The organism is Actinomadura craniellae, assembly GCF_003289645.1.
Classification (GTDB): Bacteria; Actinomycetota; Actinomycetes; order Streptosporangiales; family Streptosporangiaceae; genus Actinomadura_D; species Actinomadura_D craniellae.
On record NZ_QLYX01000004.1, the window covers coordinates 21,672 to 48,381 of the forward strand.

A 26,710-nucleotide genomic window follows, 5' to 3' on the forward strand; every position below is an offset into this window, starting at 1 on the left:
CCGGGCTCGGCCTATGCGCCCACTTATGCCGCCCACTCGCCGACCATGACAATATTGTCAGATTTATCGCTAGCCCTCTTGAGGTCTCTCAAGATTTGACGCAGACCGCTTGGGTGTAGCGTCGATGTGACGTAGACGTAGATTTTTTCGAGTGCGCATAGCAGTGCAGGCCACTATTTCGGGAAGTTCTTCCAAACGCTTAAGAGCGGCTTTGTTGCTCCTATATTGAACTGACACAAACCACCCATGCACACATTCGTCACTCTTAAGATAGGACGGGAGTTGCGCTTCGATTCCATTCCAAAATCTCCCATTGTGGAGTTTTTTTATTTCAAGAAGCGCCCTTTGGTTGTAGCCGTTAGAAAATTTAAAATCAACTGGCCCTCGACCTAGCTCAACCTCCCTGTCTACTACGATGTTGTTTGCGCGGCAGTAACTACGGGCGATGCCCAAAAAGACGAGCTGCACAGCCTCCTCCGGCTTGTCTTTTTTATGCCCATCATTCCAAAGCAGCGACCACCCTCGCTGCTCCTCTATGTAATTTTTGAACTCACGGATCACTAGTTCAATGATCGAGAAAAATTCCCCCTCACTCTGAGGAGGTTGAATAATCAAGGGATGGCGCTCTACATAACTCCTCGTTGCTTCATCCCACTGATAAATACCTCTGGGGTCGCGCCGAAGGTCATAGGGAGCAGCTGGTTGACCTTCTCTGTCCTGTGCCCACTCTCTGACAAGCTCGGGATTACGCCGAGCGACCCACACAATACTCTTCTTGTCCACCCGACCCATAACTTCATAGTTAAGATCGTTGCGGAGTTGCTCTGCCTCGTAATATTCCCACCAGTCATCAGCATTGAGAACTGGAAGGTCTCGCAAAAAGTGCTCAGGAGTAAGAAGAATAGGCTTCCCGTTGATCGGATTGCGAGGAAGCTCATGCCATTCGGTTTGCCAGTTGATACGGACAGTATCGAAAGAGGCACCTGGGATCTTCATTCGTTCTGTCGGGATATCATACCGACAGGCGACTCTCTTTGTATAATCGATGAAGTGCCTCCTCAGGATATTACAAGTTACATCCGAGATGCGATCTGGACCGATGCCTTCATTGAGGATCCCGAGCTCTTCGAAGTGGCGAAGATCAGTAAGTCCACGGCCGATAGCGGCTTCCATAGCCTCGGCTATTAATCTTGCATAGCCCCTTCCACCACCCGCACCTTCAGTACCTGACTCAGTATAACCAAGGCAGAATTCGCGCGGCTCAGGAAAAGTAAGCAGCGCAAGCGCCTTCTTGTAAGGCACACTTCGGGGATTGCAATTCCCTTCAGCAATGAGGTGGAAGCACTTATCGAAGTGACCGATCAGCTCATCATGTGCACCACGCCAACGATCACCCTCTTCCTTAAATATAAGAAATGGGTCCACAAAGAGTGGTGTATCATTGTCGAGAATGGGATCAAACCAGTCATCATTGACCGTCTTGATTATATTGAATTTCTCACTGAACAACATATTATACCTAGTTTATTTTCCACTACAACTATTGGCAATAGAGTGCAGCGAGATCAACGTCCGAATCGGGCCTGCAACCCCACCAAGACCCACAGGGCCTTGTGCCCTTATCGTCCACATTTTGGCAGATTTGGGTTGCTTCGGGGCATAGTGTCCTTGTTGCAGATCCCGTCGCCTTGCCATGGATGACGGCCTCGCTACCCCAACGATCCTTCGCGCCCGATTGATCATGTCGGCCTAAGCACTGTGGTGGGAGCTGACGCGTGATGTACCAGACTTTTCGACGTTCCGGCCACTACCTGATTAGGCATCACACGTCGCTCGTTACCCTTGGCCATAGTGGCCTCCTTGCGCATTGCGCTCGAACCTATGTTCGAGTTGGAGCAACGTTAGCAGTACGGTACGACCATCGAGATGCGACACGCCGAGGATTGCTAGTCTCATCCATAGCATCCATATATATATATGGTAGCCGAGAGTGCCGCTCGCGGGCGGTTCATCAAGACACTGAGGTAATTACTCGTCATCTCCTAGCATCTAGCACGATCCTGTGATGGGTCTCGTGCGCCATCTTTGCATCCTGATCTCGCGCAGCACCTCTCGATAGGGTCGGCCAACCCGGTCCCAGATGATGCCCCATGCCTGAGAAGCACCATCGTCGTAGCCGTAGGCCTGCACGGTCACTACTACCGTCTCGCGCTTTAGACTGCGAGCCGCACCCGGTACATCGGGGTGTCAGAGGTGCCATTGTCACGAGCGATGGCGATGAAGCGCAGTGCCTGGTCCTGCTCGTCGGCTCCTCTGTGGGCCAGCGCCAGTTTCTGCTGGGCGGTCGCCCAGTCCTCGGCCTCCCCCAGGTCCTCGAACTCTCGGACGGCTTCGGCCATAACGCAGACGGCGTACCGGTGCTCCCCGGCCTTGCTGAGTGCCGTGCCGATCCACAGCCGGGCGCGGGCCCGGTCCTGTCCGCCGAGGCGCTCGTCTCCGGCCAGCTCCTGGTAACGGTGAGCGGCCTCGTGCAGGGCTCCGGACATCTCGGTGACCACCGCCAGCGATAACTGGACCTGCGCGGCGCGGAGTCTCCAACCGGGCAAAGGAGGCAAGGGCCTGCCGGTAGGAGTGCTGCGCGGACAGTGGCCCGCCCAGGATGCCCTGGTCTCGCCGGGCATCGGCAAGCAGTCTCAAGGATCGGGCGTGCAGGTACAGGCCAGTGGAGCCGAGCCAGCCCTTCCGGTGTTCTCAATCTGCGGGACCTCAAGCCGAGCGCCCAGTAGGACCGCGACTGTCGGTCTGCGGGCCGACGGACGGTGAGTGTAGGTGTTTCCATCCTGAAAGCCTCGATCCCTACCCGGCGATCACCGCGCACCCCGACTACACCCTCAACTACGAAAAGCCTGATTCGACGTTCAGAAGTGCACGGAGGCGTTGTTCGCCGCATCTCGCTGCGGTCATCAGGTGCCCGTGGAGTGGTTCGAGTATCACGCCCGCGTCCAGCCCACAGATGCGAACGAGTTTGACCAGCACCTGGCATTGTTCGTAGGTCAGGTACGGGCGGGCTAGGAGGTCTCGGGCCGCGTACCCGTCGTGGCCTGCCGCCTCGATCAATGTGCGGGTGAGTTCCTCGCGTTCCGGGCTGTAGTGGGTGCGGGTGAGGTCGAGCACGGTGATGGCGGCCCGACTCCGGAAGACCGTCGTGCCGGGGTCTGTCTGCTTCAGCAGCGCAAGAGTGCTGGCGATCATGGCGGGGAGGTGGCGTTGGACGTCGGTACCCGCCGATTTCTGGCAGTGGGCGCGCAGGAGATGCTGAACCGCGTGTTCCCATGGTTCGTGGACGCTGCTGTGGTCGATGAGTTCGGCGGCTTGCTCATGTCGGCCGGTGTGGGCGGCGGCGAGGATGGTGACTTGGCGGCCGTCAAGGAGCCGTGTGCCGATGCCGCGATGGGCGGCGATGCGTTCGGCCGCATCGGTCCAGCGGCCGACCTGGACGAGGGCGCGTGTGCCGTCGGCAAGCAACGCGGCCCACACCCGGGCGGTCAGGGCCTTGTGTCCTTCGACGCTGCGGGCGAGATCCCGGAGCCGGACTTTCCGTCCCGCGACGACGGTGCCGCTTTGGGTACGGGCGGCGCGGTGGAGGGCTTCGAGCGTGGCGTAGGCGCCGCTGCCGTCACCGTCGCGGATCATCTGGCGGGGGATGTTGAGCAGTGGCTGGAGTGCGAGCGGCACGACATCGTCCGGCAGCGGCCGGGCCTGCTCGAACACGTCGTACTGCCGCCGGCAGAGGTCTCGGGCCAGGGTGTTCAGGCCGCAGTCCGAGGCGATGAGCGCTGCCAGGTTGCACACCTCGGCTGCCCGGATGAGCTGCTGGTGAAGGTCTCCGGTGCCGGGTTCGGCGGCGAGGGCGCGGAGCCTGTCGATCCTGGTGGTGAGCGGAACGCAGGAGGGCCGGGGTCGCGGGACGAGCGGGAAGTAGCTCGCAGGCGTGATGGTCGGGTGGCGGCCGGTCATGGTGTGGCGCCTTCCGTGGTGGGGTTGGGGCCGAAGACGACCTGTGCGGCGGTGTGGGCCAGGGCGGTCTGGGCGGGGTAGGGCAGGCCGTGCCGGTTCCAGGTGAAGATGACGTGGTGGGCCAGGACGGCGCGCAGGCCGCGGTGCAGCCGCCCGGTGCCGGCGAGAGCGGCGAGTTTCTCGCCGGCTCCGGTGAATGCGGCTGGCCATTCAGCGGTGTGAGCCAGGGGGCCGCCGTCGGCCGTCAGGGGTGCGGTGTCGACCTGGAGGAGACGTCGTAGGGCGGGTTCGAGGGTGCGGCGGCGTTCGGCGGTGAGGGGCTGGTCGGGTGGCCGGTGGTCGGCGACGCGGGACCACACGTCGCCCTGCTCGTACCAGTCGAGTCCGGCTCCGCGTAGCAGGGCGCAGCACAGCAGCACCGCCAGCTCGCGCCGGTGCCCGTTTCGATCGTGGGCGAGGTGGGTGAGCAGGTGGCGGCTGTCATCGTGGAAGAGGTGGTGGGCCGTGGCCAGGCCGGCGGGACCGCCGAACGCGTGGAGTTCCGGTTCGTAGACGACGTGCCGGAAAGCGGTGATCCGCCGGGTGGTGGCCAGCCTGGTGAGGCGCCCGTGCAGGAGGTCGTCGGCCTGGGCGGGGTCGGTGCGGGGGCGGTAGCGGAGGCGCCAGCAGGGGGCTTTGCGGACGAAGAACCAGCCGGTGAGCAAGGCGTCGTCCTGAGCCTGCCGGAGGAGCGGGGCGAGGTCGGTGACCGCGACTCCTTCGGCGGACGCCCAGTCGGCGAAGTGGATGTTGATCTGCTGCCAGCCTTCGGTGCCGTCCATGGAGTCCTCTCGTCAGGCCAGGAGGAGGAACCGGTCCCAGGCCGGGGTCGGGCAGGTGCCGGTGCCGACGGTGTGGAGGGCGAGGGCTGCTCCGGCCGCGCCGTCGAGCAGTTCGGGGTCGGTGATCGGCCCGTCCAGCCGGTCCAGTAGCCGGGCGGTCAAGCGGGGCAGTTCGCTGGTCAGACCAGGGGCGTCGGCGGCCATGCGCCAGGTGGCCTGGAGCAGCCCGGCGGTGCCGTGGCACAGGCCGATCTCCGGTCCGAGCAAGTTGAGGTGGGCCGGGGCGCCGAGGGCGGTGAGGATGGCGGTTTCGGCGAGGCGTTGTCGGGTCGTGTCTCCGAGTGCCATGCCCGCCAGTTGCTGGGCGCGGGCGGTGCCGGCGATGCCGTAGCACCAGGAGGGCCGGGGTCGGGCGCTCTGGTCGGGGGTGACGAAACCGGGCCACCAGGGTCCATCGGTGTCGTTGCGCCACTGGTCGGTCCAGCCGCAGATTCGCTCGATGGCCTCGGGCATGCCGGGGACCGGGATGTCCTGGAGGACGGCCAGGGACAGCAGCGCCAGGACGGCGCCGATGCCGTGGGCGACGCCGATGTTGGCGTGGCCGTGCGGGAAGTCGGGATGCGGCTCGCCGGTAGGGGCCAGGTCGGTCCACCAGGGGGCGAGGGCGGGGTCGGTGGGGAGCGGTTCGGTGAGCCGGAGCAGGTAGGCGAGGACGTCGCGGGTGATCGGGTGGTCGGGGTGGCGTTCCAGGTGGTAGGCGCCCAGCCCGGCCAGGCCGCGGATCAGGTCGAACTCCTTCGGCTCGGGTCGTTCGCCGCGGTCGATGCGGGCGTGCGCGGCGGTGAGGCGCCTGCGGGTGATCGCGATGGTGGCGTCCGCCAGGCGGGCCGGTGTCCGGGCGTGGCGGCCGGGGGTCGCGGCGGTGTGCGTGACGAAGGCCAGCGCGGGGACGCCCACGTAGAGGCCGGCGTTGGCGGCGGCGGTCAGCGCGTCGCGGGCGGCGGCCGACAGCCAGGTGCGGGCGGTGCGCCAGTCGCCGTGCCCGGTCCGGGCTCGGGTGATGTGCAGGAGCGCGATGCCGGCGGCACCGCCGGCCAGCGACTGCGGCCATGCCCGGCCTCCGCCGGCCGGGATGGTCGCCCAGGCGGTGGCCGGGTCGGACAGGGCTGTGGCGAGGGTGGTGGCGGCTGCCAGTGCGTTCGGGTCGGGCGGGGTCATCGTGGGCCCTTCGCGCGTGCGGCCCGGCTCAGGGCCGCGGCACGGGCCAGGTGCAGGCAGCGGCGTTCGCCCGGCAGGTCGAGTCCGGCCATGCGGGTGTGGTGGAGGTGCAGCAGGTCGGGCAGCAGTTCCCGGGCCGATCGGGCATCGGTAAGGGCCCGGTAGGCGCGCAGCTTCTGGCGGCGGCGAGCCCAGCAGGCCAGCAGATGGTCGCCGCCTGGCAGGGCGGACACCTGGTGCTGATCAGGGTCGGCCAGGGTGACGGCCTGCCGGTACAGCGGGCGGGCCGGAGCGGGCGTCGTGGTGCAGGCGTGGTCGATGAGCCACCGCGTCGCCGCGGCGGGGCTGCCGAGGAGGCCGGCGGTGATGTCGAGGATGCTCGCGGCGGTGAGGGCTTGGGGGTCGGTGTCGCCGCGGTCGGCGATGGCCAGCTGGGCGAGCGCGGCTGTGGAGTCGGCCGCGAAGTAGGCCTCGGCCACGGCCATCGTCGCCCCTGCTCCGAACCGGCCCTCCTCCGGGAAGTAGGTGTCCCACTGGACGCGGCCGACCAGCCCGGCCTGACGCAGCCGGTCGCTCCAGTCGGCCAGCCGGGCGGTGACGGCGGCTGAGCGAGCGGCGGGGACGGTCAGGCGGAGCCGCAGATGATCGTGCGGGTCGCGGTAGCGCAGGAACCACCAGGTCGCCTGACCGTCCAGGGCGTCCACCAGGTGGGGCAGGTGCCGCAGCAGGATGGCGTTCTGGCCGCCGGGGTGGCTGTAGAGCTTGAGGTAGAACCGTCCGGGGCTGCCGGGGAGGTGGCCGTGGTCACGGCCGGGTACCCGCGGGTGGCGCGGTAGCCGGGGTGGAGGGGCGGGCTCGCGGGTGGACGCCAGCGGGATGACGATCTCGTGGGCGCGGCCGTCGATCCATCCCGACGCGTCGGGGGCGGGTGCGGCGCGCAAAGTGAGGGTGGCGTCGGGTCTGAGCAGGGAGCGGAGCACCGCCCGATGTGCGGGCTCGGCCAGGTCCAGGCCGAGCCGCCGATCGCCGTCCCCGGCGTAGACGCGAAGGGGCAGCCCGGTCTGTTCCCGCCAGGCGGTCAGGCCGTGGTCCCAGCCGTTCCCATCCGCCTCGGGTCCTGGCAGGGCGGCGGCGGGAAGTAGCCAGCGCGCCGGGGACAGCAGCGTCCGCCCGTACCGGAGGGCGGGCAGGAACGGCAGGCGGGACGCCGCCCCCCAGTCGAAGGCCGTGCACGGTACGGCCAGCGCGGTGGGCGCTTCCAGGAGGAAGCGCGCGAGCGGGTGGGTCTGGCGGACCGGCTCCACCGCGGTCAGCGCCACCGGCTCCACCGGGCGGCGCAGCGACCGCGAGATCAGCAGGATCCGGTCGATGTCCGCGGTGATGGCGAGGTCGTCGAGCGCGATCACGTCCGCACCGGCGGGGTGGTGTTCGCCCAGCGCAAGCAGGTGGGGCAGCGCCCGGAGGGATCTGGCGACGTTCTCGGTGGCCGCGTACAGCGGTGGCGCGGACAGTTGCGCGAGGATCGCCCCGCGCGTCACGGTCGGCAGATCCGCGTACGCCAGGCGCATCCGGTCGCGGTCCGGCTCGGCGAGCAGATGGAGGAACCGTCCGGTGGTGGTGCCGGCGTTGCGCGACACACCGGTGATCGACAGGGCGAAGTCTCCGTCGTCCAGGGCGCGCACGGAGGCGGCGTGGACGCGGACGGTCAGTTCGGTGCTCGGCTGGACGGCCGCCCGCGGGCCGGTGTCGGCCAGTTCGGCGATCGCCGCGTCGTCCAGGGTCACCTCGTGGTCACCGCGCAGCGCGGCGTTCTGGGCGAGGGCCAGGAGCTTGTGGTCCCGGCCGGTCATCGCGGGGGCGGGGGCGGCCGGTGCGCTGAGGTATCCGGCCGGGAATCCGAGTCCGATATCGGGGTCGACCGCGTCGCGGACGGGGACCAGGGCGTGCGGCCCGTACCGTTCGAGGAACTCGCGGTGCCAGGCCGCCCATCCACGGCCGAGATCTCCCCGGGGCGCCAGCCGGACGAGCGCGGACGCGGCCCTCGCGGCCTCGTCCGCCACCGCGGACGGCACCGTGACCTCCACATCCATCCGCAGGTCCGTTCTCACGGCACGGTCCGCTGGGACGGATGCCTTCGCCGTCCCCACGGCGAGTTCGGCACGCTGCGAGCGGGTCATTTCCGGGATGGTTCGGCGGGCGAGTGCGTCGCCGGCCTCGCGAAGAGCGGTGACGGTCCCGGCCAGTTGCGGGATGTCCGACGCGGACACCGCGTCGAGTTCGGCGAGCAGGTGGGGCAGCGGGTCGGTCACGGTCATCGGCGACCGCAGGGAAGTGATCAGCAGGCGTTGGTCCACCAGTTCCGCCAGGAGCCGGGTGATGACGTCGCCGGGGACTCCCGGGAAGGCGGCGGCGAGATGGGCGGCCAGGTCGGCCGACCGGATCGGTGCGGACGCGGCCCGCAGTGCCGCCCGGACGGCGGGAGTGGCCCGCACCCGCACCTGGACGGGTGCGCCCCCCGCACCGCCGGCGGGACGGTGGGTCAGCAGCACCTCGCCGTCCCGCTCGACGATGAGGTCGTGCCGCACCACCGGCAGCCGCCGCAGGAGCGCCGGGTCGGCCTCCAGCCGCTCGATGACCGCCCCCAGCCAGGCGGAGTCGACGTTGCTGACGGGCCGGTGCCCGGTGCCGATCCCGAGCGCGGCCCGATCGGAGATCCGGGCCGGGGCGACGCCGGCGAACAGGCCGAACGGCGTCGCCCGTCCCAGGGCGCGCAGCAGGTACCGCGCGGTGGCCAGGGTCGCGCGACGCGCGTCGGGCTCGGCGACCCGCTTCCCCGCGAGGATCTCGTGGACGCGGCGAGCCAGGGCCGGGCTGGCCTGCTCCACCGCGGCGGCGAAGGCCGGCAGCCGCATGACCGTCTCCAGCCACGGCTGCCAGGAGTGCTGCCCGGCCGGGCCGGTCAGGTCAGGCCATGCGGGGATCCCGGTGTGCGGCGGCCAGGCCGTCATGCGGATCACCGCGGCGTCGAGGGGCTGGTACACCGAACGCTCCGGAGAGTGCGGAACGGCCGGGCCGTCTGGGACGGCCCGGCCGTCGACGAAGAATTCAGCCGCTACGGGCAGGTGGGCGAGCAGGCGGACTGGCACGTCGTGCCGCAGCCGTCGTCGGTCATCCTGATGAGCTTGTCCGCCTCGGGACCGGACTCGACGATCGAGACGTCCAGTTCCCAGTCCTCGAATCCCGCCGCCTGTTCCGTGACCGGCGGGAGCGCCGCCGGGGCCGTGCCGAACTGGATGGACATGGAGACCTCCTGGTCAGAGTTGTGGGATCACCCGGTGCTCCGCGGCGGTGGGACCCGCCCCGGAGTTCGTTCGCTGTCAGGCCCAGGACACCGTGACGGTCCCGTGCGGCTTGACCGAAGCCAGGTCCTGGGCTCCTCCGGCCGCGGCGAGGGCCGCGGGGATGTAGCGGATGCGCGCCGCGCCGCGCCGCCGGAAGCCGGTCGCCCACCGGCGCAGCAGGTCGCAGTACTCCTCCGCGATCGTCTCGGCCTGCGGACCGTGCGCGAGGACGCCGCTCTCGAAGCCGCCGGTGGCTTCGTTCACCCTCCTGATCCGGTAGGCGAAACCGCCGTCGCGGACCAGGGCGGGCACGCCCCTGCCCGCCGAGGCGTCGAACCGGCCCTGGTCGATCAGCTCCCGGCCGGCGTGCAGCATCGCGGCTCGCGGCGTGCTGGTGAGCAGGAACAGTTCCAGCTCATCGGGCAGGTCGTACGCCGCCCCCGACCAGGCTTCCAGCGGCCGGGTGCGCGCGGCGGCAGCCAGCGCGCCGGTGTCGAAGTGGCGGGAACGGTCGTCGACCCGCAGGAACAGGCCGTCCTCGATCGGGACGACCAGCTCGCGGTGCGCGCCGATCCCCTGCATCGGGACGAACCCGCACAACCGGTAGCTGCTGCTCGCCAGGGCCCCGCCGTCGCCGTCCCGGTCGAACGCGATCGACCGGGTCACTCCCCGCCACCGCAGCGGGACGACGATCCGTCCCCGCCCGGCCAGCTGGTCCAGCCAGGCCGGCGGGATGTCGAAGGCCCCGGCCGTGACGATGATGCGGTCGTAGGGAGCGCCGTCGGGGACACCGTGCTCGGCGTCGGCCCGCACCACCCGCACCCGCTCGTACCCGGCCTCGTCCAGGCAGGTACGCGCCCTGGCGACGATGTCCGGGTCGATGTCGACGGTGGTCACCTCTCCGGACGCACCGGCCAGCTCGGCGAGCAGTGCGGCGTTGTACCCGCCCGACCCCACCTCCAGCACCCGCATTCCGGGTTCGACCCCGGCCTGCTCCAGCATCACCGCCTGGATGTGGGCGGCCGACAGCGAGCTCAGCGCCAGACCGTCGTCGTTCCGCTTGATCACCAGCGGCGTGTCCGGCGCGTACACCTTCTCCAGCGGTTCGCCGATCGCGAACAGGTGCCGCGGCACCGTGCCGACGGCCGCGGCCACCGGCTCGGACGTGATGCCGTCCAGGTCGCGGAGCTCCCGCACCATCGCGGCCCGCAGCGGCGCTGCCGCATCGTCCACACTGCGATCTCGGATCGTGGTCATTCGGTCACCCAATCATCGGAGTCGGTCCGCGGCGGTCGGGATCGCGGCGGAGCGTCTCGTCCATCCGGTCGCTCTCACGAGGTCCGGCCGGCCGGCCCGGTACGGCTCCACGGTGTCACCGGGCCCGGGCGCGGACCACGCGTTGCCGTCCTAGTTCTGCCCTAGTTCCGGATGCGGGTTGGTTACCGTGTGCCTGGCGGCACGGGCGGCGAGGGGGCGGGGGCGGAGTCATGGGTTCGGTGGTGGCCCGGTGGACCGGCCGGGAGGCGCGGGCGCTCCGTGAGGCCAAGCGCATGAGCGTCCGCGAGTTCGCCGCGCACCTCGGGGTCAACGACGCCGCGGTGTCGAACTGGGAGCGGCGCGGCACGGACGCGAGGCTGCGCTATGACACGCAGCAGCTTCTCGACACCGACCTCACCAGATCCGAGCCGGCCGTTGCCGAGCGGTTCGTCCTCATCCTTCGCTCGGACGGCGGCGATGAGCCGGCCGATCCTCCGGCGGAGCGCACGCCGTCCACAGGCACCGACCGGTTCGGTGCCCGGTCCGGGCAGCGCACCGCCGTTCTGCTGGAGACGGCCCGGACCGGCACCGCCGAGCCGGGGTACCGGCCCGACGGGGCGGCCGTCGAGGCCTTCCGGCAGTTCCTCGATTCGCCCTCGCGGGCCTTCGCCCTCGCAGGCCGCTCGGGCAGCGGTAAGACCCTGCTCACCCGGCACCTGGCGGACGTGCTGTCCGGGCAGGCCGACTTCCAGTTCCATTCCTGCTCGACCTGGGCTGTGCCCGATGCCGGGCTGGCCACCGAGATCCTGCGCTACGCCTCGGTTCCCGGCGGGGAGGACCCGCTGCTGAGCCTGGAAGAGGCTTCGGCCGGGCTGCGGCGTTCCTGCGTGGTGATCATCGACGGCATCGACACCGAGGAGCAGCTCACGGGCGTCGGCCGGCAGGTCGACGGGGTTTTACGGCAGGCGGCCTCCGACCGGCTGCGGTTCGTCGTCGTGGTCCGGACGCCACCCGCGGTGGACGTGTCGGCCTTTCCCGTGCTGGCCGCGTCGACGTTCGGCCCCGCGGCGCGCCCGTCCGTGCCCTCCTACGTGATGCGGCGGTGGACGCCGGCCGAAGCGCGCGAGCAGTGGGAGCGAAACCAGAGTCCGGAGCAGCCCGCCTTCACCGAACTGCCGCATGCGCTGCAGGCCCTGGTGCGGACACCGCTGTACCTGCGGATGCTGCACGGTTCCGAAGGCGCCCGGCAGGTGGGCGGCGAGCCGGGGGCGAGCAATGCGTTCCGCCTGGTCGACCACTGCGTTCGGATGGTCCTTACCCGGGCCCGCCAGGACGTCGAGCCGACCATGGACCGGCTGGCGGAACTGGCCTGCGATGAGGCTCCCGAGATCATGCCCCGCGCGCTGGCCGAGTCCCCGCCGCGCCCGAACCGCGCCGCGGCCGTCTCGCCGGCCGGCGCTCCGGTGCCCGCGCTCGTCGAACGCGAGACTGGCGGACGAGAGCGGTTCGCCCACGGGGTGTTCCGCGACTACTTCCTCGCCGTCCGCATAGCCGACCGGATGATCGCCCGAGGCCGCTCAGCCGCGACGATCGCCGCGTTCAACGAACTCGCCGACCGGGCCGGCCGGTCGGCGGCGGCACGCGGCGTGTTCGACTTCGTCGTGTGCGCGCTCGACCGTCACGCACCGGACTTCATCGAGCTCCTCGCCCTGGCCCCGTCCATCGGGCTGGAGACGGCACTGCCAATGCTGCTCGAAACGGCGGCGTCGAACGGGAACCTCGCCTCTCCGCACGTCCTCCGTACCTGCGCCGACCGCTGCTCCCAGGCGCCGACGAGCCGGCTCGCCAGGGCGTTGCTGGCCGCACCGCCCCTCACCGAAGCGCTCGCCGACCGGCACGCGCCCTGGGTCGTCCAGCAGTTGCGCACCCACGGGTTCGGCATATGGGACGACGTGGCCCGCCACCTCGAACACGCCCTCGACGTCCGGGTGAGCGCCCGGGTCCTCGACTGCGTGGACTTCGACAACGCCGAGGAGGCGGCGTTCCTGGCCCGACACTTCGACCTGTTCGCCGGTGCCCATCGCGACGACGTCAAGGTGCTCCCCCGGCTGCTGCGGCACCTGGACTGGCGGGTGCGGGCCGCCCTCGCCGAAGCCCTCGGCGGCCCCCGCGTGCTCGGTGACGGGCATGTGCGCCTGATCGTGGAGCGGCTGGCCCGGGACGACGACTACAAGGTCCGTGCCGCCGTGGGGCGGGCGATCGGTGCCGCCGGGCCCGCGGTGGATCTCGCCCACGTGCGCGCGCTGCTCGCCGACGGCAACTGGCATGTCCGCGAGCGGACTCTGCGGGGAGTCCTGTCAGGTCCTCGCGAGCCCCTGCCGGACCGCGAGCTGGCCGACACCGTGGTCGCGTCGATCGCGGGCGACGGCAGCTGGCGGTCGGCCCCGGCTCCGGTGGCGAAGCTCCTCACGCGGCTCCGGCTGCTCCACGGTGACCATGCCGGGGAGCGCTCCGCACTCGACGGCACCGCGCTGTTCGAGCTGCTCCGGGAGACGCGCACCGGCTGGATCGAGCTGCCGGGAGAGCTCGAACGCGCGCTGATCGCCCGGGGGCACGACTCCGCCCGCTGGCTGACCGTTCGCGAGGCCCATGCCGCGCGGCGGCGGGAAAGCGCGGCGAGCGCCCGCGAGGCGTACCGGAAGCGGCGGGGCCGGCGATCGGTCCAGGTCGCCCTCGACGTCCACGACCTGGACCGCGCGATCGAGATCGCCACGGCCGCGGCAGAGGCCGGAGTCGACTTCATCGAGGTGGGCGATCCGCTGATCAAACGCGTGGGGGTCGAGGCCGTCGACGCGGTCAAACGGCATGCTCCCGAGGTCGCCGTGGTCGCGGAGATGATGTCCGCCGACTGGGGACGTGATCAGGTGGAGCTGGCCGCCGAAGCGGGGGCCGACGTCGTGCTGCTCATCGGGCCGGCGTCCATCGCCAGCGTGTCCGCCGCCGTGGGCGCGGCGCGGCGCCTCGGGGTCGTCCTCACCCTCGACGCGCCGTCCCGGCACGTCGACCCGTCGTGGCTGCGCGACATGGAGCGGGCAGGGATCGACGGGTTCGTCGTCACCACCAACATCGACCTCGGGGTCGGGGGCACCCGGCCCCTGGCGGCCGCCCGGACCATCCGGGCGTGCAGCGAGCTGCCCGTGGCCGTGTCAGGCGGATTCGGCATCGCCGATGACGCGCTCACCGGCAGCGCCGACTGGGACATCGCGATCGTCGGCCGCGGTGTCGCCGAGGCGGTCACGCCCGCCGACATGCTCCACCGGCTCACCGCCCTCATCCACACCACTCACCACGGGACTCGCTCATGATCATCACACCGCTTTCGGTGGATCGGATCCAGGACGTCCACAAGCTCATGGAACTGGGTGAGCCCTACATCCGTGCTCGCACGCCCTCGGACTACTGGCTCTACGCGCACCTGTTCTCCTCCACCTGCCCGCTGGCGGTGGTCGACGACGTTCTCGCCGGTGCGGTCATCGCCTTCCGCAGCCAGGACGACCCCGCCGACGTCTACGTCCAGGACGTGATGACGCACCCCGATCACCGGCGCCGCGGAATCACCCAGGCGCTGATCAGCCGTGTTCGCTCCCAAGCGCAAGCCTGGGACTGCCGACGGATCTACCTCACCTCCGAACCCGACAACACCGCGGCGCACCGCACTTGGACCGCCCTGGGATTCCACAACGTCACCGGCGACCACGAGATCAACGGCATCTCGATGACCAGCAACTTCAAAGGGCCGGGCCGCGACCGGGCCATCTACCAACTCGACCTCTGACGGGACCACAACTTCAGCGGCCGAAATGCGGTGGTTTCTCCGTAGCGGCCGGCCAGTCGCCTGCGCCAGGCATCTGGGACGCAGGGGCCTTCGCCTTCGCCGTCTCTTCAGGGCGTAGGGGGCCGTGGTCACTTGCGTCTGAACAACTCGGGGGGAGGTTCTGCGGGTCTCGTTGCGTCCGAACGATCCGGTGTCGGTGAACTCTCCGTCGGCGCCCAGATGAGGCCCGTACACGGCGGTGAAGGGACTCGCGCGGACCCGCCGGGTGAAGCCGGCCCGATGTCGGTACGGAGTCACCGGAAGTCCCGAGCATCGCGTCGCGGGCGTTCCGATGTCCTGCCGGCACGGGCGCTCTCGAGCGCAGGGCCCCGCAGGGTCCGTTCTCACGAATGCAGCGAAGAAAGAGGAGTCGATGACCGCAAAGGTCACCAAGGACAAAGTGCTGTGCTACATCGTCCGGGACGGCCGGTTGCTGGTGTTCCGGCACACCGACTACAGCTACGAGCAGGTCGGGATCCAGGTCCCGGCCGGCAGCGTCCGCCCAGGAGAGGCGTCCGAGGACGCGGCGCTGCGCGAGGCCCGCGAGGAGACCGGCCTCGACTACTTCAAGATCGTTCGGAAGCTGGGCGAGACCGAGTACGACATCACCCCCTACCGGTACGAGATCCAGCGACGGCACGTGTTCCACCTGGAACCCACCGAACCGACCCCGGAACGGTGGGCGAGCCAGGAACTGCACGACGGCGAGCAGGAACCCACCAACTTCGAATGCTTCTGGGTTCCGCTGGAGGCCGCCCACATCCTCCAGTCCGGCCAGGGCGCCCTGCTGGGCCGCCTCTATGACTGATCACCGGAGACGGCCGATGAGCACCGGCATCGAGAACATCTACGCCCATCTCACCGGCAGCAGGCCGGATACCGCGGTGTCGGTGATCCGCAAGATTCGCGGGAAGATCTGCGACATCAGCTGCCCCTACTGCTACGAGCAGCGCAAGGAGGCCCCCGGCGGGACGCGCGTCGAGGCCGCGGACCTTGACCGCCTGACCTCGACCGCCTGACCTCGATGTTCAGGAACCGCTCGGTCATGGCGGAGTTGCACGGCGGGGAGCCACTGACCGCCGGAAAACCTCACCTGGGAGCCCTGCTGGGGCGGCGGGCCGGACAGCCGCCGTGACCGGGATCCGGCTGCAGACCAACGGGGGCATGCTCGACGACGAATGGTTCGACGTCGTCCTTGAGTTCTTGCGGGATCTGCTCCGGCCGTTCGCCGAGTGCTGGTAGCGGGTGGGGCCCCTGGCGTGGTGGATGGTGATGTGGTGCCGGGCGCGCCCGGCGCTTCCACCGTGACAGGCGTGACAGGGCGGTGCCCGTCGCATCTACAGGTCGTATGTCCCCTGCTTGATCTCCGCCAGGAGCGCGCCCCATGCCTGTGGTTGCACGGTCAGAACGCCACCACCGGGGTTCTTGGAGTCGCGGACCGCGTTCACCTCGCCCAGGCATGCGACTTCGACGCATTCTGACTGTGTGGGTTGGCTGTGGGAGCTCTTACGCCACTTGACGCCGTTCAGATCCGAGGTCTGCATTCAGGCCTTCCTCGCCGGTCACGTCCGTGCGGCAATCTCCTCGATCACGGGGACCACGTCCTCGGGGTCGCTCGCCTTGGCGCGGAGATAGTCGAAGACCAGGGTATAGCGGGACAGATCGGACTCACCCTCCAGGAACAGCTCACCGGTCAGGTGCTCCAGGTAGACGGCGCTGATGGGGGCAGGGCCGTCGAAGTCCATGATGACGAACGGCACTCCCATCGCCGCGTGGGATCCGGCGCTGAACGGCAGGATCTGGAGCGTCACGTTGGGGAGCCGCGCGGCCTCTTTCAGCCGTTCGAGTTGTTCCAGCATGACGTCCCTCCCTCCGACCGGTCTGCGGAGGACCGTCTCGTCGAGGATCGCCCACAGGTGCGGGGACTCGCTCTCCAGGAAGTGTTGCTGCCTGGCCGTCCTGGCCTCGACTCGCCGATCGATCTCGTTCGGTGGCAGAGCCGGCCGCACCGAGGTGAGCAGAGCCCGCAGGTAACCGCCGGTCTGCAGCAGGCCGGTCACCAGTTGCGTCTGATACATCCGCAGCCCGGACGCTTCGGCCTCGAAGCTGACATAGGGGCTTGCGACGACGTCGGGGTAGTTGTGCCACCAGCCTGGCTTGCGGGCGGCTCTGGCCAGGTCGATCAGCACTTGGCGTTCATGTTCACCGGCCACGCCGTACTCGTCGAGCAGGAGCCGGACGTCGCTGGGAGTGACGCGGGTCCGGCCGGTCTCGATGCGGGAGACCTTGGCCTTGGACCAGTCGAGCCGCTTTGCGATCTCCTCCATCGAGATGCCGGTTCCTTCCCGCAGGCGCAGCAGCTCTCTGCGGAGCTGCCACCCACGGAACGTCTCGATCCTGGCTGCCATGGCTGAAGTCTCCCGCAGCTACCGCCCCAACGCCCCAGATTCTCGAAACAAATTGAAGTGAAACATTGCACATCGTTGAGTTGCAGACGACACTATCGGTGTGCGCTTCACCGCACTTCGTGACTGAGGAGCGTTGTCCGAGGTGATGAGCCGCCAGGGCCAGCGCAGCCCCACTGCCGGAGGTGACCCCCCGATGATGAAAGACCAACCCCCGACCTGGCCGTAGGTGGTGCACGCGCCTGGCGGTTGCCGCCGGATGAGCGGGGACCCTCGATGGCCCGCTCGCTGCTGGGGCGGACCATGGCCGGGCTCGGCCTGGACCGCGAGGTGATCGAGGACGGCAGACTCGCGGTGTCGGAGACCGCCACCAACGCGCTACGGCACGCCCGACCCGCACCGGGCGCCGCCCCGCCCGAACTGTGGATCTGGGCGCGGACCGTGCCCGCACCGCAGCTCGTCGTCTCGGTCTTCGACGGCGCCCGCACCGCACTCCCCCGCCCCGGGAAGGCCGACCTGCTGGAGGAGTCCGGCAAGGGCCTGGCGCTGCTCGGCGAGCTCACCGCCGGGTGGGGGCACGCTCCGTCCCGTTCCTTGCTGGCCGAACGCCCCACCGCCGGCAAGACCGTCTGGTTCACACTGCCACTACCACCCACCTGGCCAAGCCAGGCCATCACCGTCCGGCCGGACACCGCCGCGCGATGCTTACTACGGGTCCTGGCCCGCCGCGGCCTGCCAGGCAGGCACACCAGCCACACCAGCGGCCTGTCACTGCTGGAACTGCCCGCCCTCAACGTCTGGATCTGCCCCGGCCACTTCTCCTGGCAACCCCGCCCCGGCCTCCTGGTCCGCCACCCCCTCATCGACCTCCAGGAAACCGCCGAACACCTCATCCGCCACCTGGACGGCCCTCCCGGACCGGCATCTACTCCATGAAGGAGTCCTCACGCCGTGCGATCGCCAGGCTCAGCAGACCCTCCGCGATCGGGCGGGGGCGCACGTCCCACGCCCAGCAGCCCGGCGTGAGGTCCTCCGGATTTTCCAGGCAGCCGCGTTCCTGGGCTGTTCATTCTCTGCGCGGATCGTCTAGCAGTATCGGGAGCAGTGCCTCTTCATGACGGCATGCGCGGTGGCCGCCGCCTCCAGGTCCGCAGTGGCCGTGATGCCATCGGCGGCGCGGTAGGAGGTGAGGTCGAAGCGCCACGGGCGTAGGCCGGGACGACGGCGCGAAGCCGGTCCACTATGCCGAGGCCGACCCGGTCGAAGTCGGCACGGGCGTGAACAGTGCGGCCGGCCTCCGCGAGGGTGCCGATCAGCCCCAGTGCCGCCCCGGCGGCGACACCGGCCACGCGCCAGGCAGCTCGACAGGCCGGGCCGGTGCGCTGGGGGCGTTCACAGTCCAGGGCGGCGAGGCTCTGGAGGCTTTGTCCTGCCCGATCGGTCCGGTGCCGGTGGGCTTTCCGCCGGTGCCCAGGGCACAGGGAAGGCGGTCATCGCCAGGTCCACCGGTGTTGGGGCATGAGCGGGCTGAGTGAGCCAGGGAACCTGACGGTTCTGTGCCGATCCGGCCTGGTGGAGATGCCGGCCGGCGGCCTGGGCCGCCGCCGCTTGGGCGTGCCGGTGCTCGGCTTGGTGGAGTTGGGCGATGGTGTCGATGAGGGTGATGAGGTTGGCGGTCAGGAGCATGACCGCCTGAGTGCCCTGGTCGCCGAAGACGCCGGTCATGGCCAGCAGTCGGGCGGCGGTGCGCAGGCCGGTACCGGCCGGGGTGGGTGCGGGGATGCGACCGTAGGGGGCACGAGCGGCCCGGTCGTAGGCGTCGGCCGCGGCGCGCAGATGGCGGTTGCCGGTGGCGTGGGCGGCCACATGCAGGGTGTCGGAGGCGGCCCAGATCGCATCCCGGGCGGTGTGCGGGTCGACCGCCATGCAGCGGCGAACCTGGGCGGTGGCGTAGTCGGCCGCGCGTGCGGCGTCCTCGTAGAACGCCCGGCGCTCCTCCACCGTGAGGTCCATCGCCGGCTCGGGGTCCAGGTGACGGGTGGATCTCGGCCCCCAGCGATGTTCCAGGCGCTGCCAGGACAGGTCGTCGGACAGCCGACCGCCGCCGTACCACCGGGGTTGCCCGTCGGGGTCGGTGTGGTCGGGCAGGGTGACGGAGTAGCCAGTGATCTGGCCGGGGTGGAACTCGCTGAACCGCTGCTTGGCCAGCACGCCGTTGCGGGCCAGGTGCTCGAAGAACTCCTCGGGCGTCCGCGTCTGGTCGGCGGCCTGGCGGACGATCGTCCGCAGCACGGCCCGGGCGGACCGGACGGACAGGTGGCGGCCCGATACCGGCTGGTAGTCCCCGGGTCGCGGCTGACCGAGCGATCGGTCAGCCGGATCGAGCGGAGAGCGCGGCCGGGGCACGGCCGGGACGGTCCAGCGGTGGCGGAGCTTGGGCAGGGTCAGGTCGGCGGCGAGCTTGCCGCCGCCGTACCAGACCGGCTGACCGTCCGCGGCCAGGTCGCCGGGGAGAGCGACGGCGTACCCGGTCACCTCGCCCGGATCCCGGCGGCTGAACCGCATTCGGACCAGGGCACCCTGCTCGCGCAGGCGGGCGAAGAACTCGGCCTCGTCCCGAGCTCCGGCCGCGGCGGTGGCCGCGTGGCGGCGCAGCGCGGTCCGCGGCGGCTCGGCCCAGCCGCGGCGGCGGGCCTTCTCGGTCTCTCCGCGTTTGGGCCGCTTGGCCGCGGTCCGGTCGGCCGGGGCCGTCCGCCGTAACCCGAACCGCTCCTCGATCGCCCGGCAGGCGTCGCGCACCCGGTAGCCGTCGTTCCACACGTCCGGACGCTCGCCGTCCTGGCGGGCCAGGGTCGCGATGATGTGGATGTGGTCGTCGGCATGGCGGACCGCAACCCACCGGACCGCTTCCTCGTCCTCGGGCCGGGCCAGCCCGGTCCGGGCCATCACCTCCCGTGCGGCTTGAGCCCACTGCTCGTCGGTCAGCACCGGGTCCTCCGGAGCCGCCCGCAACGACAGGTGCCAGACCGGCTTGCGATAGTTGCGATCACCGAGCATCGCCAGCGGCTGGGCCAGCAACCCGTCCAACCGCCGGAAATCCCGCCCGCCGTCCGGTAACAGCGCCGGCTCCAATTCCGCCGGGCTGCGGAAGCCAGCTACGATATGCGGATCGCGGTGTTCACCGTGCTCGCCCGGGCCGTACACATATCGGATCAGACCCTGCACCCGCGCCCCACGCAATACTTTTCCGATCACAGCACCCCACGCCGCTGGTCGCGCGAAAGAAAACGGAATTACGCCATCTACAAGACGCAATGCCGGAATTCTCAAGGACGGCTCTCACCAAACGAGAAACCGTGATGAGCGGTTAAGGCAAGATGTAGTGCGAGGGGCTCGGTTTCATCGAACAGGGCCACCCAAGTGACACTAATATCCCAGCGCTCAGGGCAGGCGCAGCCGGACCTCATCGGCGACCTCGTCTAGTTTCTGCACACTTCGGTACGCCGCATCGGCGTACCAGCGCAACGCTGACGACAACTCCCCGGAGTTCAACGCCGCAACCGCCTGATTGAGATTCACCCCGATGCGTCTGACCTGGCCGGACGCCCGTACCACCGCACCCAGGAGATCCCGTAACACCGCGTGCTCCGACCTCTCCTCTCCTCGCGCGGCGGCCAGCACGACCTGTGCCGCGTACGCTCCGTTGGCCAGCCCCTCCCGCTCAGCCGCCGCGGTCACCACCTCGTACTCCTGCACCGACAGCACGAACCGCACCGCCCGCCTGCGCGGCGGATCCTGATGCGCACGCCGGCCCCGCCGCCTCCTCGCCGCCGACTTCGCCCCACCCTCATCGACACCCATGCCCAGCCCCTTTCCTAGGGGACCGCGCCCGGTCCCGCTGTTCATCACCGCCACTTCGAAGTGGCGGTGATGAACAGTGTGCAAGGCTGGACCGCGCCCGGTCCAGCCTTTAATGGCACGTTTTACATTTCTTGCCCGGCGCCAGCCGAGGCCCCGTTCAGCGCCACGATGACAGAGCAATACTCCGCGTTCTCAACTGTCCCAATTAATGCCTTGAGGTGATTCTCAATCACGTACCGTCCAGCTCGATCCAGCAGCGGATATGACCGCAGGCGAGAGGCTTTGCAGCATCTGAATTCTCGTTGATGAGTGACATGTCGCAGGTGGCCTCTCCCCCGCAGCCAGGTGAAGGGAGCTGCTCTGCACGAGGTGCTCTTCCTCCGATCAGGCCGGTCGAGGTGCCCTACCGCGAGGAACGGTGGCGACCTAATCGACGAGACCGCGTCGGACGGCTGCGACTCCTATGGCGAAGCGGTTGTGGACGCCCAGGGCATCGCGGATGGCGTTGAGCTGGCGGCCGACCGTGGCGAGGCTCACTCCCAGCTGATCCGCGATGGCCTTGTCCGGCAGGTCCTGTACGAGCAGGCGCAGGATCTTCATCTGGATCGGCGGGAGAGGCTCGTTCTGCCCGTCGGGTGCGCCGTACGGCGTCGCGCGCTCCCACAGGAGTTCGAAGTACTCCCTCAGCGCTCCCACGATCACCGAGGACTGGAGGAGCAACGCGCCTGCCGAACTCTTCTCGGCCAGTGGCATCAACGCGATCGCCTCGTCGGCGATTCGCATGCTCATGCCGATCTGCGGGAGAAGCCGGACAGTGGCACCGACCCGGACGTCGGCATCGACGCTCTCGCGTCCGGCGGGTGATTCGACTCGGCTGCTCTCGTAGATCGCCCTGCATCTTGTACGGCTGTAGGAGGGGGGTCGCGCGTCATCGGGTCGGTCGCCTGCGATGTGGTCGCCGAGGATCAGCCACTCGCGCTGTGCCGAGCCGACCAGTGTCGACGTCAGCTCGGCGAGCCTGTCCTGGTCGGTAAGGAACTGGACCAGCTGGTTCATGGAGCCGTCCACCGCCGAGCCGGTTCCCCTTTGGGCGGTGCGGAGGCGTTCCTGTCCCTCGAGCAACATCTGGTGCTCGGCCGCGAGGTCGCCGGCGAGGCGCGCCAGGGCTCGCTGCAGCGCCAGATCCGGCGAAGCCGGTACGAGGGCCGGGTGGCCGTCCGCGTCCTCCTGGAGGTAGGCCATCCCCTGACGGGTGAGGAGTTCGACGTGCTCGCCGTCGCCGAGCAGGCTCGTTGCCTCCTCGACCGGGCAGCCGCCCTGCACGAGCATCGGGATATAGAGAGCCAGCAGCTCGTTCTGGATCACGCCTTCCAGGAGCTGCCGCGCTCTGAATGCGAGCGAGCCACGGTGCAAGTCACTCACGGCCAGGACTTTCTGGGTGCGGGTAGGAGCGGTCAGGGGAGGTGGTGCGAGCTCGGGCGGGGTCACCGCGGGGGACAGGGTCTCCCTCGGTAGAAGCGGTCAGGGGAAAGGTGGTGCGGGCCTTGGCCGGCATCGATCTTCGCTTTGGTCAGCCGGCGATGGCCTCCGATTCGCGCATCGGCGAGGCGGCCGGGGCATCCCTTGCCCTGCCGGGTGAGCGAACGGCCGGATGCAGCCACAGGACGAGCAGCGTCAACGCCGTCGCGCCGATGGCTCCCGCCGCCGCGGCGAGGACGATCGGTTGCGGGCCGAAGGCGGCGACCAGCGGGCCGGCGAGCAGGACGGTCACCGGCATCAGGACGTAGCCGGTGACCATGTTCCAGCTGTTGACACGGACCAGCACCGCAGGCGGGATCTCGTCCTGCAGGGCAGTCGTCCAGAGGACGTAGTGGACGGCCTGCGCCGTGCCCGGGACGAGTGCGGCGACAGCGATGGTCTGCCACGGTGCCTCGCCACCCATCAGCAGCATGGGGAGCGACACGGTCATGGGCAGGAGCGCCGTGACGGAAATGAGGTGAGCCGGCCGCCAGCGGGCGCCGATCAGGGCTCCGGCCAGTGCTCCGAGGGGTGGGGCCGCGCTGATGACTCCCCAGGCCCATGCGCCACCGTGCCCGTTCTCGGCGTGGAGCGGGCCGGCGATCTTCATGTAGCAGACCAGGGCCGTGGTGATCGCCGTGTACTGCAACGTCATGATCCAGACCCACGGACGGCCTGCGAACTCCCGCCAGCCTTCCCGGAGGTCGTGGACGGGGCCGGCGGCGGAACGATCCGGGCGGCGAGTCACGAGTCGCCCGAGCAGCACGGCGCTGATGCCGCACAACGTCCCTCTCGCCCCGGCCGCCCCCGCGGGGCCGACGAAGGTGACGACCGCGCCCGCGGACACGAACCCGAGGAGGTGGCCGGCCGCCTCGGTCTGGCTGACCATGGCGTTCCCCGCGGGGCGCCTGCCACCTGCGAGGAGATCGGCGATGACTCCGCGGACCGTCGGGAGGAAGATGGCCGTCGCGATTCCACCCAGGCCGGCAAGCGAGCACAGCAGCGGGAGCGGGGCCCGTTCCATGGAGAAGGACGCTCCCAGTGCCAGCCAGGCAAGGCACGCGAGGATCTCCGCGCCCATGAGCACGTGGTGGCGCCGGAAGCGGTCGCCGGCGATGCCGCCGCAGAGGATGAGCAGGGCGGGGAACGCGTTGCATGCGAGAACGAGCGATAGTTCTCCAGCTCCGTATCCCATGCCCATGACGCCCCAGGCGAGAGCGATATGGCCCATCCCCACGCTCATGCTCGAGATGACCCGGGAGACGAGCAGCGGAGCGACCGATGCTTCCCTGAAGAGGGAGAGCGGAGTCAGGATCCTGGACACTGGTGGGCGCCTTACTCGCCGAGCAGGTGAGAGGTGATGAACCGCGCGATGTCCCCATACGCCTTGATCTCGTTGTCGCGGTTCGTGAACCCGTGCCCCTCGTCGAGATAGACGTCGTACCGGACGTCGACGTCTCGGCCGCGAAGCCGGGCGACGATCTGGTCGGACTCGTCCTGCGGAACGCGCGGGTCGCGGGCGCCCTGGAGGACGAACACCGGCGCGTCGATCGCGTCGGCGTAGGTGATGGGTGAGCGCCGCAGAAGGTGTTCGGCGTCGGTGTCGGGGTCGCCGAGCACGCTGGCGACTGTGGTCTTCCAGGTCGGCGGGCACGCCCGCGCGAGGGTGAGCAGGTTCGTGGGTCCGCAGAGCGACACCCCGGCGGCCCAGGGGTGGCGGAGCCGTGCGAGGCAGGACAGTGCGGCGAAGCCCCCGTACGAGGCGCCCATCACGGCGAGGCGGCCGGCGTCGAGGCCGGGAAGGGTCCGCAGGTACCGGGCCGCGTGATCCAGGTCGTTCAGATCGACGCCGCCCCAGTCCCGGTAGATCAGTAGCCGGTGGGCGCGGCCGTACCCGGTCGACCCGGCGATGTTCGGCGCGAAGACCGCGATGCCCTGGGCCAGAAGGTGCTGGTACAGACCCGAGTACACGTACTGGGGGCGCTCCTGGGCTTCGGGGCCGCCATGGATCGACAGCAGCACGGGATGCGGTCCGGGTGCGTGCGGCCGGTACAGCAGTGCGTGCACGTGGCGTCCGTCGCCCGCGGGATAGCTGACCAGGTCCGGCTCGACCGGAGTGACGGCCTGGATCGCCGGCGGGCGGGTGTCGGTGAGGTACCTGAAGCCAGTCGACAGGTCGAGCACTCCGATCTCCCTGGGCCGGGCAGCCGAGTCGATCTCCAGGACGACCTGCTCGGCGTCGGGCGTGAGCGCCAAGGCGTCGACGACTCCTTGAGGGATCTGCGGAAGTCGTAGAACGGCGTCGTTCCTGCGGGCGTGGAGGGTCGAGCACCCGTTCTCGTTCACCGTCCAGAACAGCGTGTCGCCGGCTGATCCGATCAGTTCGACATCCCACTCGTCGGCGACGACCTGGGTCAGGGATGCGTCTGGGAGCAAGTACAGGCCGACCGTGGTGAACTCGCCCCAGAGGTCGGTGCACAGGTAGAAACCGGACGAGTCAGGTGTCCACGGTCCCGGAGCGAAGAAGCGCTGCCCGTATCCGGCGGTGAGGCACCGGGGAACCGAGCCGGCGTCGGCCAGGTCGATCAGGTATGCCGCGACATCGGAGTTGGAGCGGCTCCCGCGGGCCGACAGCCAGCGGCCGTCGGGAGAGACGCGCACGGGGGTGAACTGCACGCCAGGGGGTGGGAGGATCCGGCGTTCGGTGCCATCGGGCAGATCCCGGACGAGGATGTCCTGCACGGTCGCGTCACGGTCGTTCGCGGCGTAGACCAGGTGGCGCCCTTCGGTGTCGAACGGCTCGTCGGCCAGGACGCGCTGGCAGTCAGGTCCATGACCGACCTCGGTGACGTCTCCGCCGTCCACTCCGACCATGTAGAGGCGGTACTGCTCGTCGCCTTCCCGGTCGGCGGTGAACACCAGGCTCTTGCCGTCCGGTGTCCAGGCGATCTGCGCCACCGCCTGGTCGCTCAGGTGCGTGAGCCGGCGCGGCCGCCCTCCGGACGCGGGGATCGTCCAAAGGTCGAAAACACCGCCGGCGTTGCTGGAGTAGGCCACCGCCGCCCCGTCCGGGGAGACGGCCAGGGCGCGGCGGAAACGTTCCCTGGGCACGAAATCGAGGTACTCGAACACGGGCTCTCCGCTCTCATGTGACCCAGCCACGGCGGGCGGCCGCGGCTCCCGCCGCGAAGCGGTTGGCGGCTCCCAACTCCTTGCGGATGTCGCTGACGTGCCGCCGCACGCTGGCGACGTTCATGCCGAGCCGGCGCGCGACGCGCTCGTCCGTCATGTCCTGGGCGAGCAGTTGGAGGATCGTTCGCTGGACGTCGCTCAGTGGCGGCTCGGCCTCGGCTGCCCCGACCGGGACCGCCCGTTCCCACAGCAGCTCGAAGTACTGCCGCAGAGCGCGCACGATGAGAGGAGACCGGACCAGCAGCGCCCCGGACACTCCGGTCGGCATCAGCGGAAGCAGCGCCACCGCCTCGTCGGCGAGCTTCATCTTCATGCCGATCCTCGGAACCGTCCGGGCCTCTTCGCCCGCCTCCGCGTGGATCTTCATGATCTGGGCGCCGATCGGGGTATCGGCGCAGGACTCCTGGTAGATGCACCGGCATCCGACCTCGCCCTCGAACACCGGCAGCGGCGGCATCGCGACCAGCTCCTCCAGCGGCCGTTCCATGACGAAGTTCTCCAGAGTGAGCCAGTGCCGCCGCGCCGTGCTGAGCAGCGCGCGGGACACGTCGCTGATCTCCGCCCGGTTGGTGAGGACGGTGACCAGCCGGTCCCGGCCGGCTTCCAGCACACCCGGGAACGGATGCGCCTCGGCCATCCGGCGGTAACCGTCCACCAGCCGTTGCTGGCGCGCCACGAGCCTGCGGGAAAGCGCGGCAAGGCTGCTCTGCAGAGCCAGCTCGGGTTGGATCGCGACGAAGCGCGGCTCCCCCGCCAGACCGGCCGGCTCGACGTACGCCATCCCCGCCTCGGTGAGCGTCGCCACCATCTGCGGGCCTCCGAGCAGGTCGGCCGCCTCGCCGTTCGGGCACCCGCCGCGCACCAGCAGCTCCTTGTACGAGGTGAGCACACCGTCGTCGACGATGCCCTGCAGAAGCCTCGTCGCCGTCTCTCCAGCCTCGAACCCCACCCGCCACCTCCGAGCACAGAGAGTAACGAGCATGGCTACTTGCGTCACTTGTTGTCGGTGACTGTTTCGCTTCAGTGCGCAGAACTCGTCATCACCTGCCGGAAGGCCGACTCAGCCGCGAAAGGCACGGCTCCGCAGCGATTTCGGCAAAAGCGGACGGCTGATCTGGGCCGTTGCCTCGTGACCAGTTGTCAGCATGGCGTGTTTCGGTCGCCAGCACTCCCTACCGACACCGGTTTGATCGTGGCTCCGTTCAC

General features: G+C 69.3%; 22 protein-coding genes. 5 read left to right on the top strand and 17 right to left on the bottom strand.

All coding sequences use genetic code 11. From position 1 onward, the window contains the following. Window positions 1-69: 69 nt before the first annotated feature. The 8 genes from DPM19_RS34790 to fxlM form a co-directional block, all read right to left on the bottom strand. Window positions 70-1,512, bottom strand: coding sequence for a hypothetical protein (locus DPM19_RS34790; RefSeq protein ID WP_146778794.1), 1,443 nt, complete (start codon window positions 1,510-1,512; stop codon window positions 70-72). A 701-nt stretch (window positions 1,513-2,213) separates the two neighbouring features. Next, window positions 2,214-2,546, bottom strand: a complete 333-nt coding sequence (locus DPM19_RS09610) for a hypothetical protein (RefSeq protein ID WP_146778795.1) — start codon at window positions 2,544-2,546, stop codon at window positions 2,214-2,216. Between the two features lie 349 nt (window positions 2,547-2,895). Continuing rightward, window positions 2,896-4,017, bottom strand: a complete 1,122-nt coding sequence (locus DPM19_RS09615; protein ID WP_111865162.1) for a hypothetical protein — start codon at window positions 4,015-4,017, stop codon at window positions 2,896-2,898. After that, on the bottom strand, window positions 4,014-4,838 hold the full coding sequence (locus tag DPM19_RS09620; RefSeq protein ID WP_111865165.1) for a thiopeptide-type bacteriocin biosynthesis protein: 825 nt from the start codon (window positions 4,836-4,838) through the stop codon (window positions 4,014-4,016). The genes DPM19_RS09615 and DPM19_RS09620 overlap by 4 nt, the downstream gene beginning before the upstream one ends. A 12-nt stretch (window positions 4,839-4,850) precedes the next feature. Beyond that, the gene (locus tag DPM19_RS09625; RefSeq protein ID WP_111865168.1) at window positions 4,851-6,056 is read right to left on the bottom strand and encodes a lanthionine synthetase C family protein; all 1,206 of its coding nucleotides are present in this window, start codon (window positions 6,054-6,056) and stop codon (window positions 4,851-4,853) included. After that, window positions 6,053-9,097 carry a lantibiotic dehydratase gene (locus DPM19_RS09630; RefSeq protein ID WP_111865171.1) on the bottom strand — a complete coding sequence of 1,015 codons (3,045 nt, stop codon included), beginning with the start codon at window positions 9,095-9,097 and terminating at the stop codon, window positions 6,053-6,055. The genes DPM19_RS09625 and DPM19_RS09630 overlap by 4 nt, the downstream gene beginning before the upstream one ends. 71 nt (window positions 9,098-9,168) lie before the next feature. Further along, window positions 9,169-9,357 (bottom strand): FxLD family lanthipeptide, encoded by a 189-nt coding sequence (locus tag DPM19_RS09635; protein ID WP_111865174.1) that lies wholly within the window; start codon window positions 9,355-9,357, stop codon window positions 9,169-9,171. A 76-nt stretch (window positions 9,358-9,433) separates the two neighbouring features. After that, window positions 9,434-10,630 carry a methyltransferase, FxLD system gene (fxlM, locus tag DPM19_RS09640; protein ID WP_233510015.1) on the bottom strand — a complete coding sequence of 399 codons (1,197 nt, stop codon included), beginning with the start codon at window positions 10,628-10,630 and terminating at the stop codon, window positions 9,434-9,436. 254 nt (window positions 10,631-10,884) lie between these two features. Here fxlM and DPM19_RS09645 point away from each other — a divergent pair, with 254 nt between their 5' ends. The 4 genes from DPM19_RS09645 (at window position 10,885) to DPM19_RS09660 (ending at window position 15,547) form a co-directional block, all read left to right on the top strand. Beyond that, window positions 10,885-14,019, top strand: coding sequence for an orotidine 5'-phosphate decarboxylase / HUMPS family protein (locus DPM19_RS09645; RefSeq protein ID WP_111865179.1), 3,135 nt, complete (start codon window positions 10,885-10,887; stop codon window positions 14,017-14,019). Continuing rightward, window positions 14,016-14,489, top strand: coding sequence for a GNAT family N-acetyltransferase (locus DPM19_RS09650; RefSeq protein ID WP_111865181.1), 474 nt, complete (start codon window positions 14,016-14,018; stop codon window positions 14,487-14,489). Before DPM19_RS09645 ends, DPM19_RS09650 begins: the two co-directional genes overlap by 4 nt. A 412-nt stretch (window positions 14,490-14,901) precedes the next feature. Continuing rightward, the gene (locus tag DPM19_RS09655) at window positions 14,902-15,336 is read left to right on the top strand and encodes an NUDIX hydrolase (protein WP_111865184.1); all 435 of its coding nucleotides are present in this window, start codon (window positions 14,902-14,904) and stop codon (window positions 15,334-15,336) included. Window positions 15,337-15,352: 16 nt separating this feature from the next. Further along, the gene (locus DPM19_RS09660) at window positions 15,353-15,547 is read left to right on the top strand and encodes a hypothetical protein (RefSeq protein ID WP_111865187.1); all 195 of its coding nucleotides are present in this window, start codon (window positions 15,353-15,355) and stop codon (window positions 15,545-15,547) included. A 318-nt stretch (window positions 15,548-15,865) separates the two neighbouring features. Here DPM19_RS09660 and DPM19_RS09665 read toward each other — a convergent pair whose 3' ends face one another. Together DPM19_RS09665 and DPM19_RS09670 are read right to left on the bottom strand one after the other, a co-directional pair. Then, a complete protein-coding gene (locus DPM19_RS09665) occupies window positions 15,866-16,072 on the bottom strand; it encodes a DUF397 domain-containing protein (protein WP_111865189.1) in 207 nt (68 codons plus the stop codon). Between the two features lie 18 nt (window positions 16,073-16,090). Beyond that, entirely contained in the window at window positions 16,091-16,936 is an 846-nt protein-coding gene (locus DPM19_RS09670; protein WP_111865192.1) for a helix-turn-helix domain-containing protein, read from the bottom strand. A 273-nt stretch (window positions 16,937-17,209) separates the two neighbouring features. On the opposite strand from DPM19_RS09670, the gene DPM19_RS09675 reads away from it, so the two are divergent. Then, on the top strand, window positions 17,210-17,869 hold the full coding sequence (locus DPM19_RS09675) for an ATP-binding protein (RefSeq protein ID WP_111865195.1): 660 nt from the start codon (window positions 17,210-17,212) through the stop codon (window positions 17,867-17,869). Window positions 17,870-18,045: 176 nt separating this feature from the next. Here DPM19_RS09675 and DPM19_RS37050 read toward each other — a convergent pair whose 3' ends face one another. The 7 genes from DPM19_RS37050 to DPM19_RS09710 form a co-directional block, all read right to left on the bottom strand. Beyond that, a complete protein-coding gene (locus DPM19_RS37050) occupies window positions 18,046-18,414 on the bottom strand; it encodes a DUF2399 domain-containing protein (protein WP_111865198.1) in 369 nt (122 codons plus the stop codon). Then, window positions 18,326-20,020 carry a relaxase/mobilization nuclease domain-containing protein gene (locus tag DPM19_RS09685; RefSeq protein WP_111865201.1) on the bottom strand — a complete coding sequence of 565 codons (1,695 nt, stop codon included), beginning with the start codon at window positions 20,018-20,020 and terminating at the stop codon, window positions 18,326-18,328. The genes DPM19_RS37050 and DPM19_RS09685 overlap by 89 nt, the downstream gene beginning before the upstream one ends. 354 nt (window positions 20,021-20,374) lie before the next feature. Continuing rightward, window positions 20,375-20,794: a hypothetical protein gene (locus tag DPM19_RS09690; protein ID WP_146778796.1), complete on the bottom strand. Its 420-nt coding sequence runs from the start codon at window positions 20,792-20,794 to the stop codon at window positions 20,375-20,377. Window positions 20,795-21,220: 426 nt separating this feature from the next. Further along, on the bottom strand, window positions 21,221-22,216 hold the full coding sequence (locus DPM19_RS09695) for a helix-turn-helix transcriptional regulator (RefSeq protein ID WP_146778797.1): 996 nt from the start codon (window positions 22,214-22,216) through the stop codon (window positions 21,221-21,223). Window positions 22,217-22,364: 148 nt separating this feature from the next. Beyond that, window positions 22,365-23,636, bottom strand: a complete 1,272-nt coding sequence (locus tag DPM19_RS09700; protein WP_111865209.1) for an MFS transporter — start codon at window positions 23,634-23,636, stop codon at window positions 22,365-22,367. Window positions 23,637-23,647: 11 nt separating this feature from the next. Continuing rightward, window positions 23,648-25,444 (bottom strand): S9 family peptidase, encoded by a 1,797-nt coding sequence (locus tag DPM19_RS09705; protein WP_158566745.1) that lies wholly within the window; start codon window positions 25,442-25,444, stop codon window positions 23,648-23,650. A gap of 13 nt (window positions 25,445-25,457) precedes the next feature. Further along, on the bottom strand, window positions 25,458-26,453 hold the full coding sequence (locus DPM19_RS09710) for a LuxR C-terminal-related transcriptional regulator (RefSeq protein ID WP_111865214.1): 996 nt from the start codon (window positions 26,451-26,453) through the stop codon (window positions 25,458-25,460). Between the last annotated feature and the right edge of the window lie 257 nt (window positions 26,454-26,710).

Bases quoted from the DNA above. Each gene is read 5' to 3' on its own strand.
- DPM19_RS09675 (WP_111865195.1), top strand. From the start codon at position 17,210: ATGGCCCGCTCGCTGCTGGGGCGGACCATGGCCGGGCTCGGCCTGGAC.
- DPM19_RS34790 (WP_146778794.1), bottom strand. From the start codon at position 1,512: ATGTTGTTCAGTGAGAAATTCAATATAATCAAGACGGTCAATGATGAC.
- DPM19_RS09635 (WP_111865174.1), bottom strand. From the start codon at position 9,357: ATGTCCATCCAGTTCGGCACGGCCCCGGCGGCGCTCCCGCCGGTCACG.
- DPM19_RS09655 (WP_111865184.1), top strand. From the start codon at position 14,902: ATGACCGCAAAGGTCACCAAGGACAAAGTGCTGTGCTACATCGTCCGG.
- DPM19_RS09690 (WP_146778796.1), bottom strand. From the start codon at position 20,794: ATGGGTGTCGATGAGGGTGGGGCGAAGTCGGCGGCGAGGAGGCGGCGG.
- DPM19_RS09610 (WP_146778795.1), bottom strand. From the start codon at position 2,546: ATGTCCGGAGCCCTGCACGAGGCCGCTCACCGTTACCAGGAGCTGGCC.
- DPM19_RS09670 (WP_111865192.1), bottom strand. From the start codon at position 16,936: ATGGCAGCCAGGATCGAGACGTTCCGTGGGTGGCAGCTCCGCAGAGAG.
- DPM19_RS09660 (WP_111865187.1), top strand. From the start codon at position 15,353: ATGAGCACCGGCATCGAGAACATCTACGCCCATCTCACCGGCAGCAGG.
- DPM19_RS09645 (WP_111865179.1), top strand. From the start codon at position 10,885: ATGGGTTCGGTGGTGGCCCGGTGGACCGGCCGGGAGGCGCGGGCGCTC.
- DPM19_RS09650 (WP_111865181.1), top strand. From the start codon at position 14,016: ATGATCATCACACCGCTTTCGGTGGATCGGATCCAGGACGTCCACAAG.
- DPM19_RS09625 (WP_111865168.1), bottom strand. From the start codon at position 6,056: ATGACCCCGCCCGACCCGAACGCACTGGCAGCCGCCACCACCCTCGCC.
- DPM19_RS09620 (WP_111865165.1), bottom strand. From the start codon at position 4,838: ATGGACGGCACCGAAGGCTGGCAGCAGATCAACATCCACTTCGCCGAC.
- DPM19_RS09665 (WP_111865189.1), bottom strand. From the start codon at position 16,072: ATGCAGACCTCGGATCTGAACGGCGTCAAGTGGCGTAAGAGCTCCCAC.
- DPM19_RS09615 (WP_111865162.1), bottom strand. From the start codon at position 4,017: ATGACCGGCCGCCACCCGACCATCACGCCTGCGAGCTACTTCCCGCTC.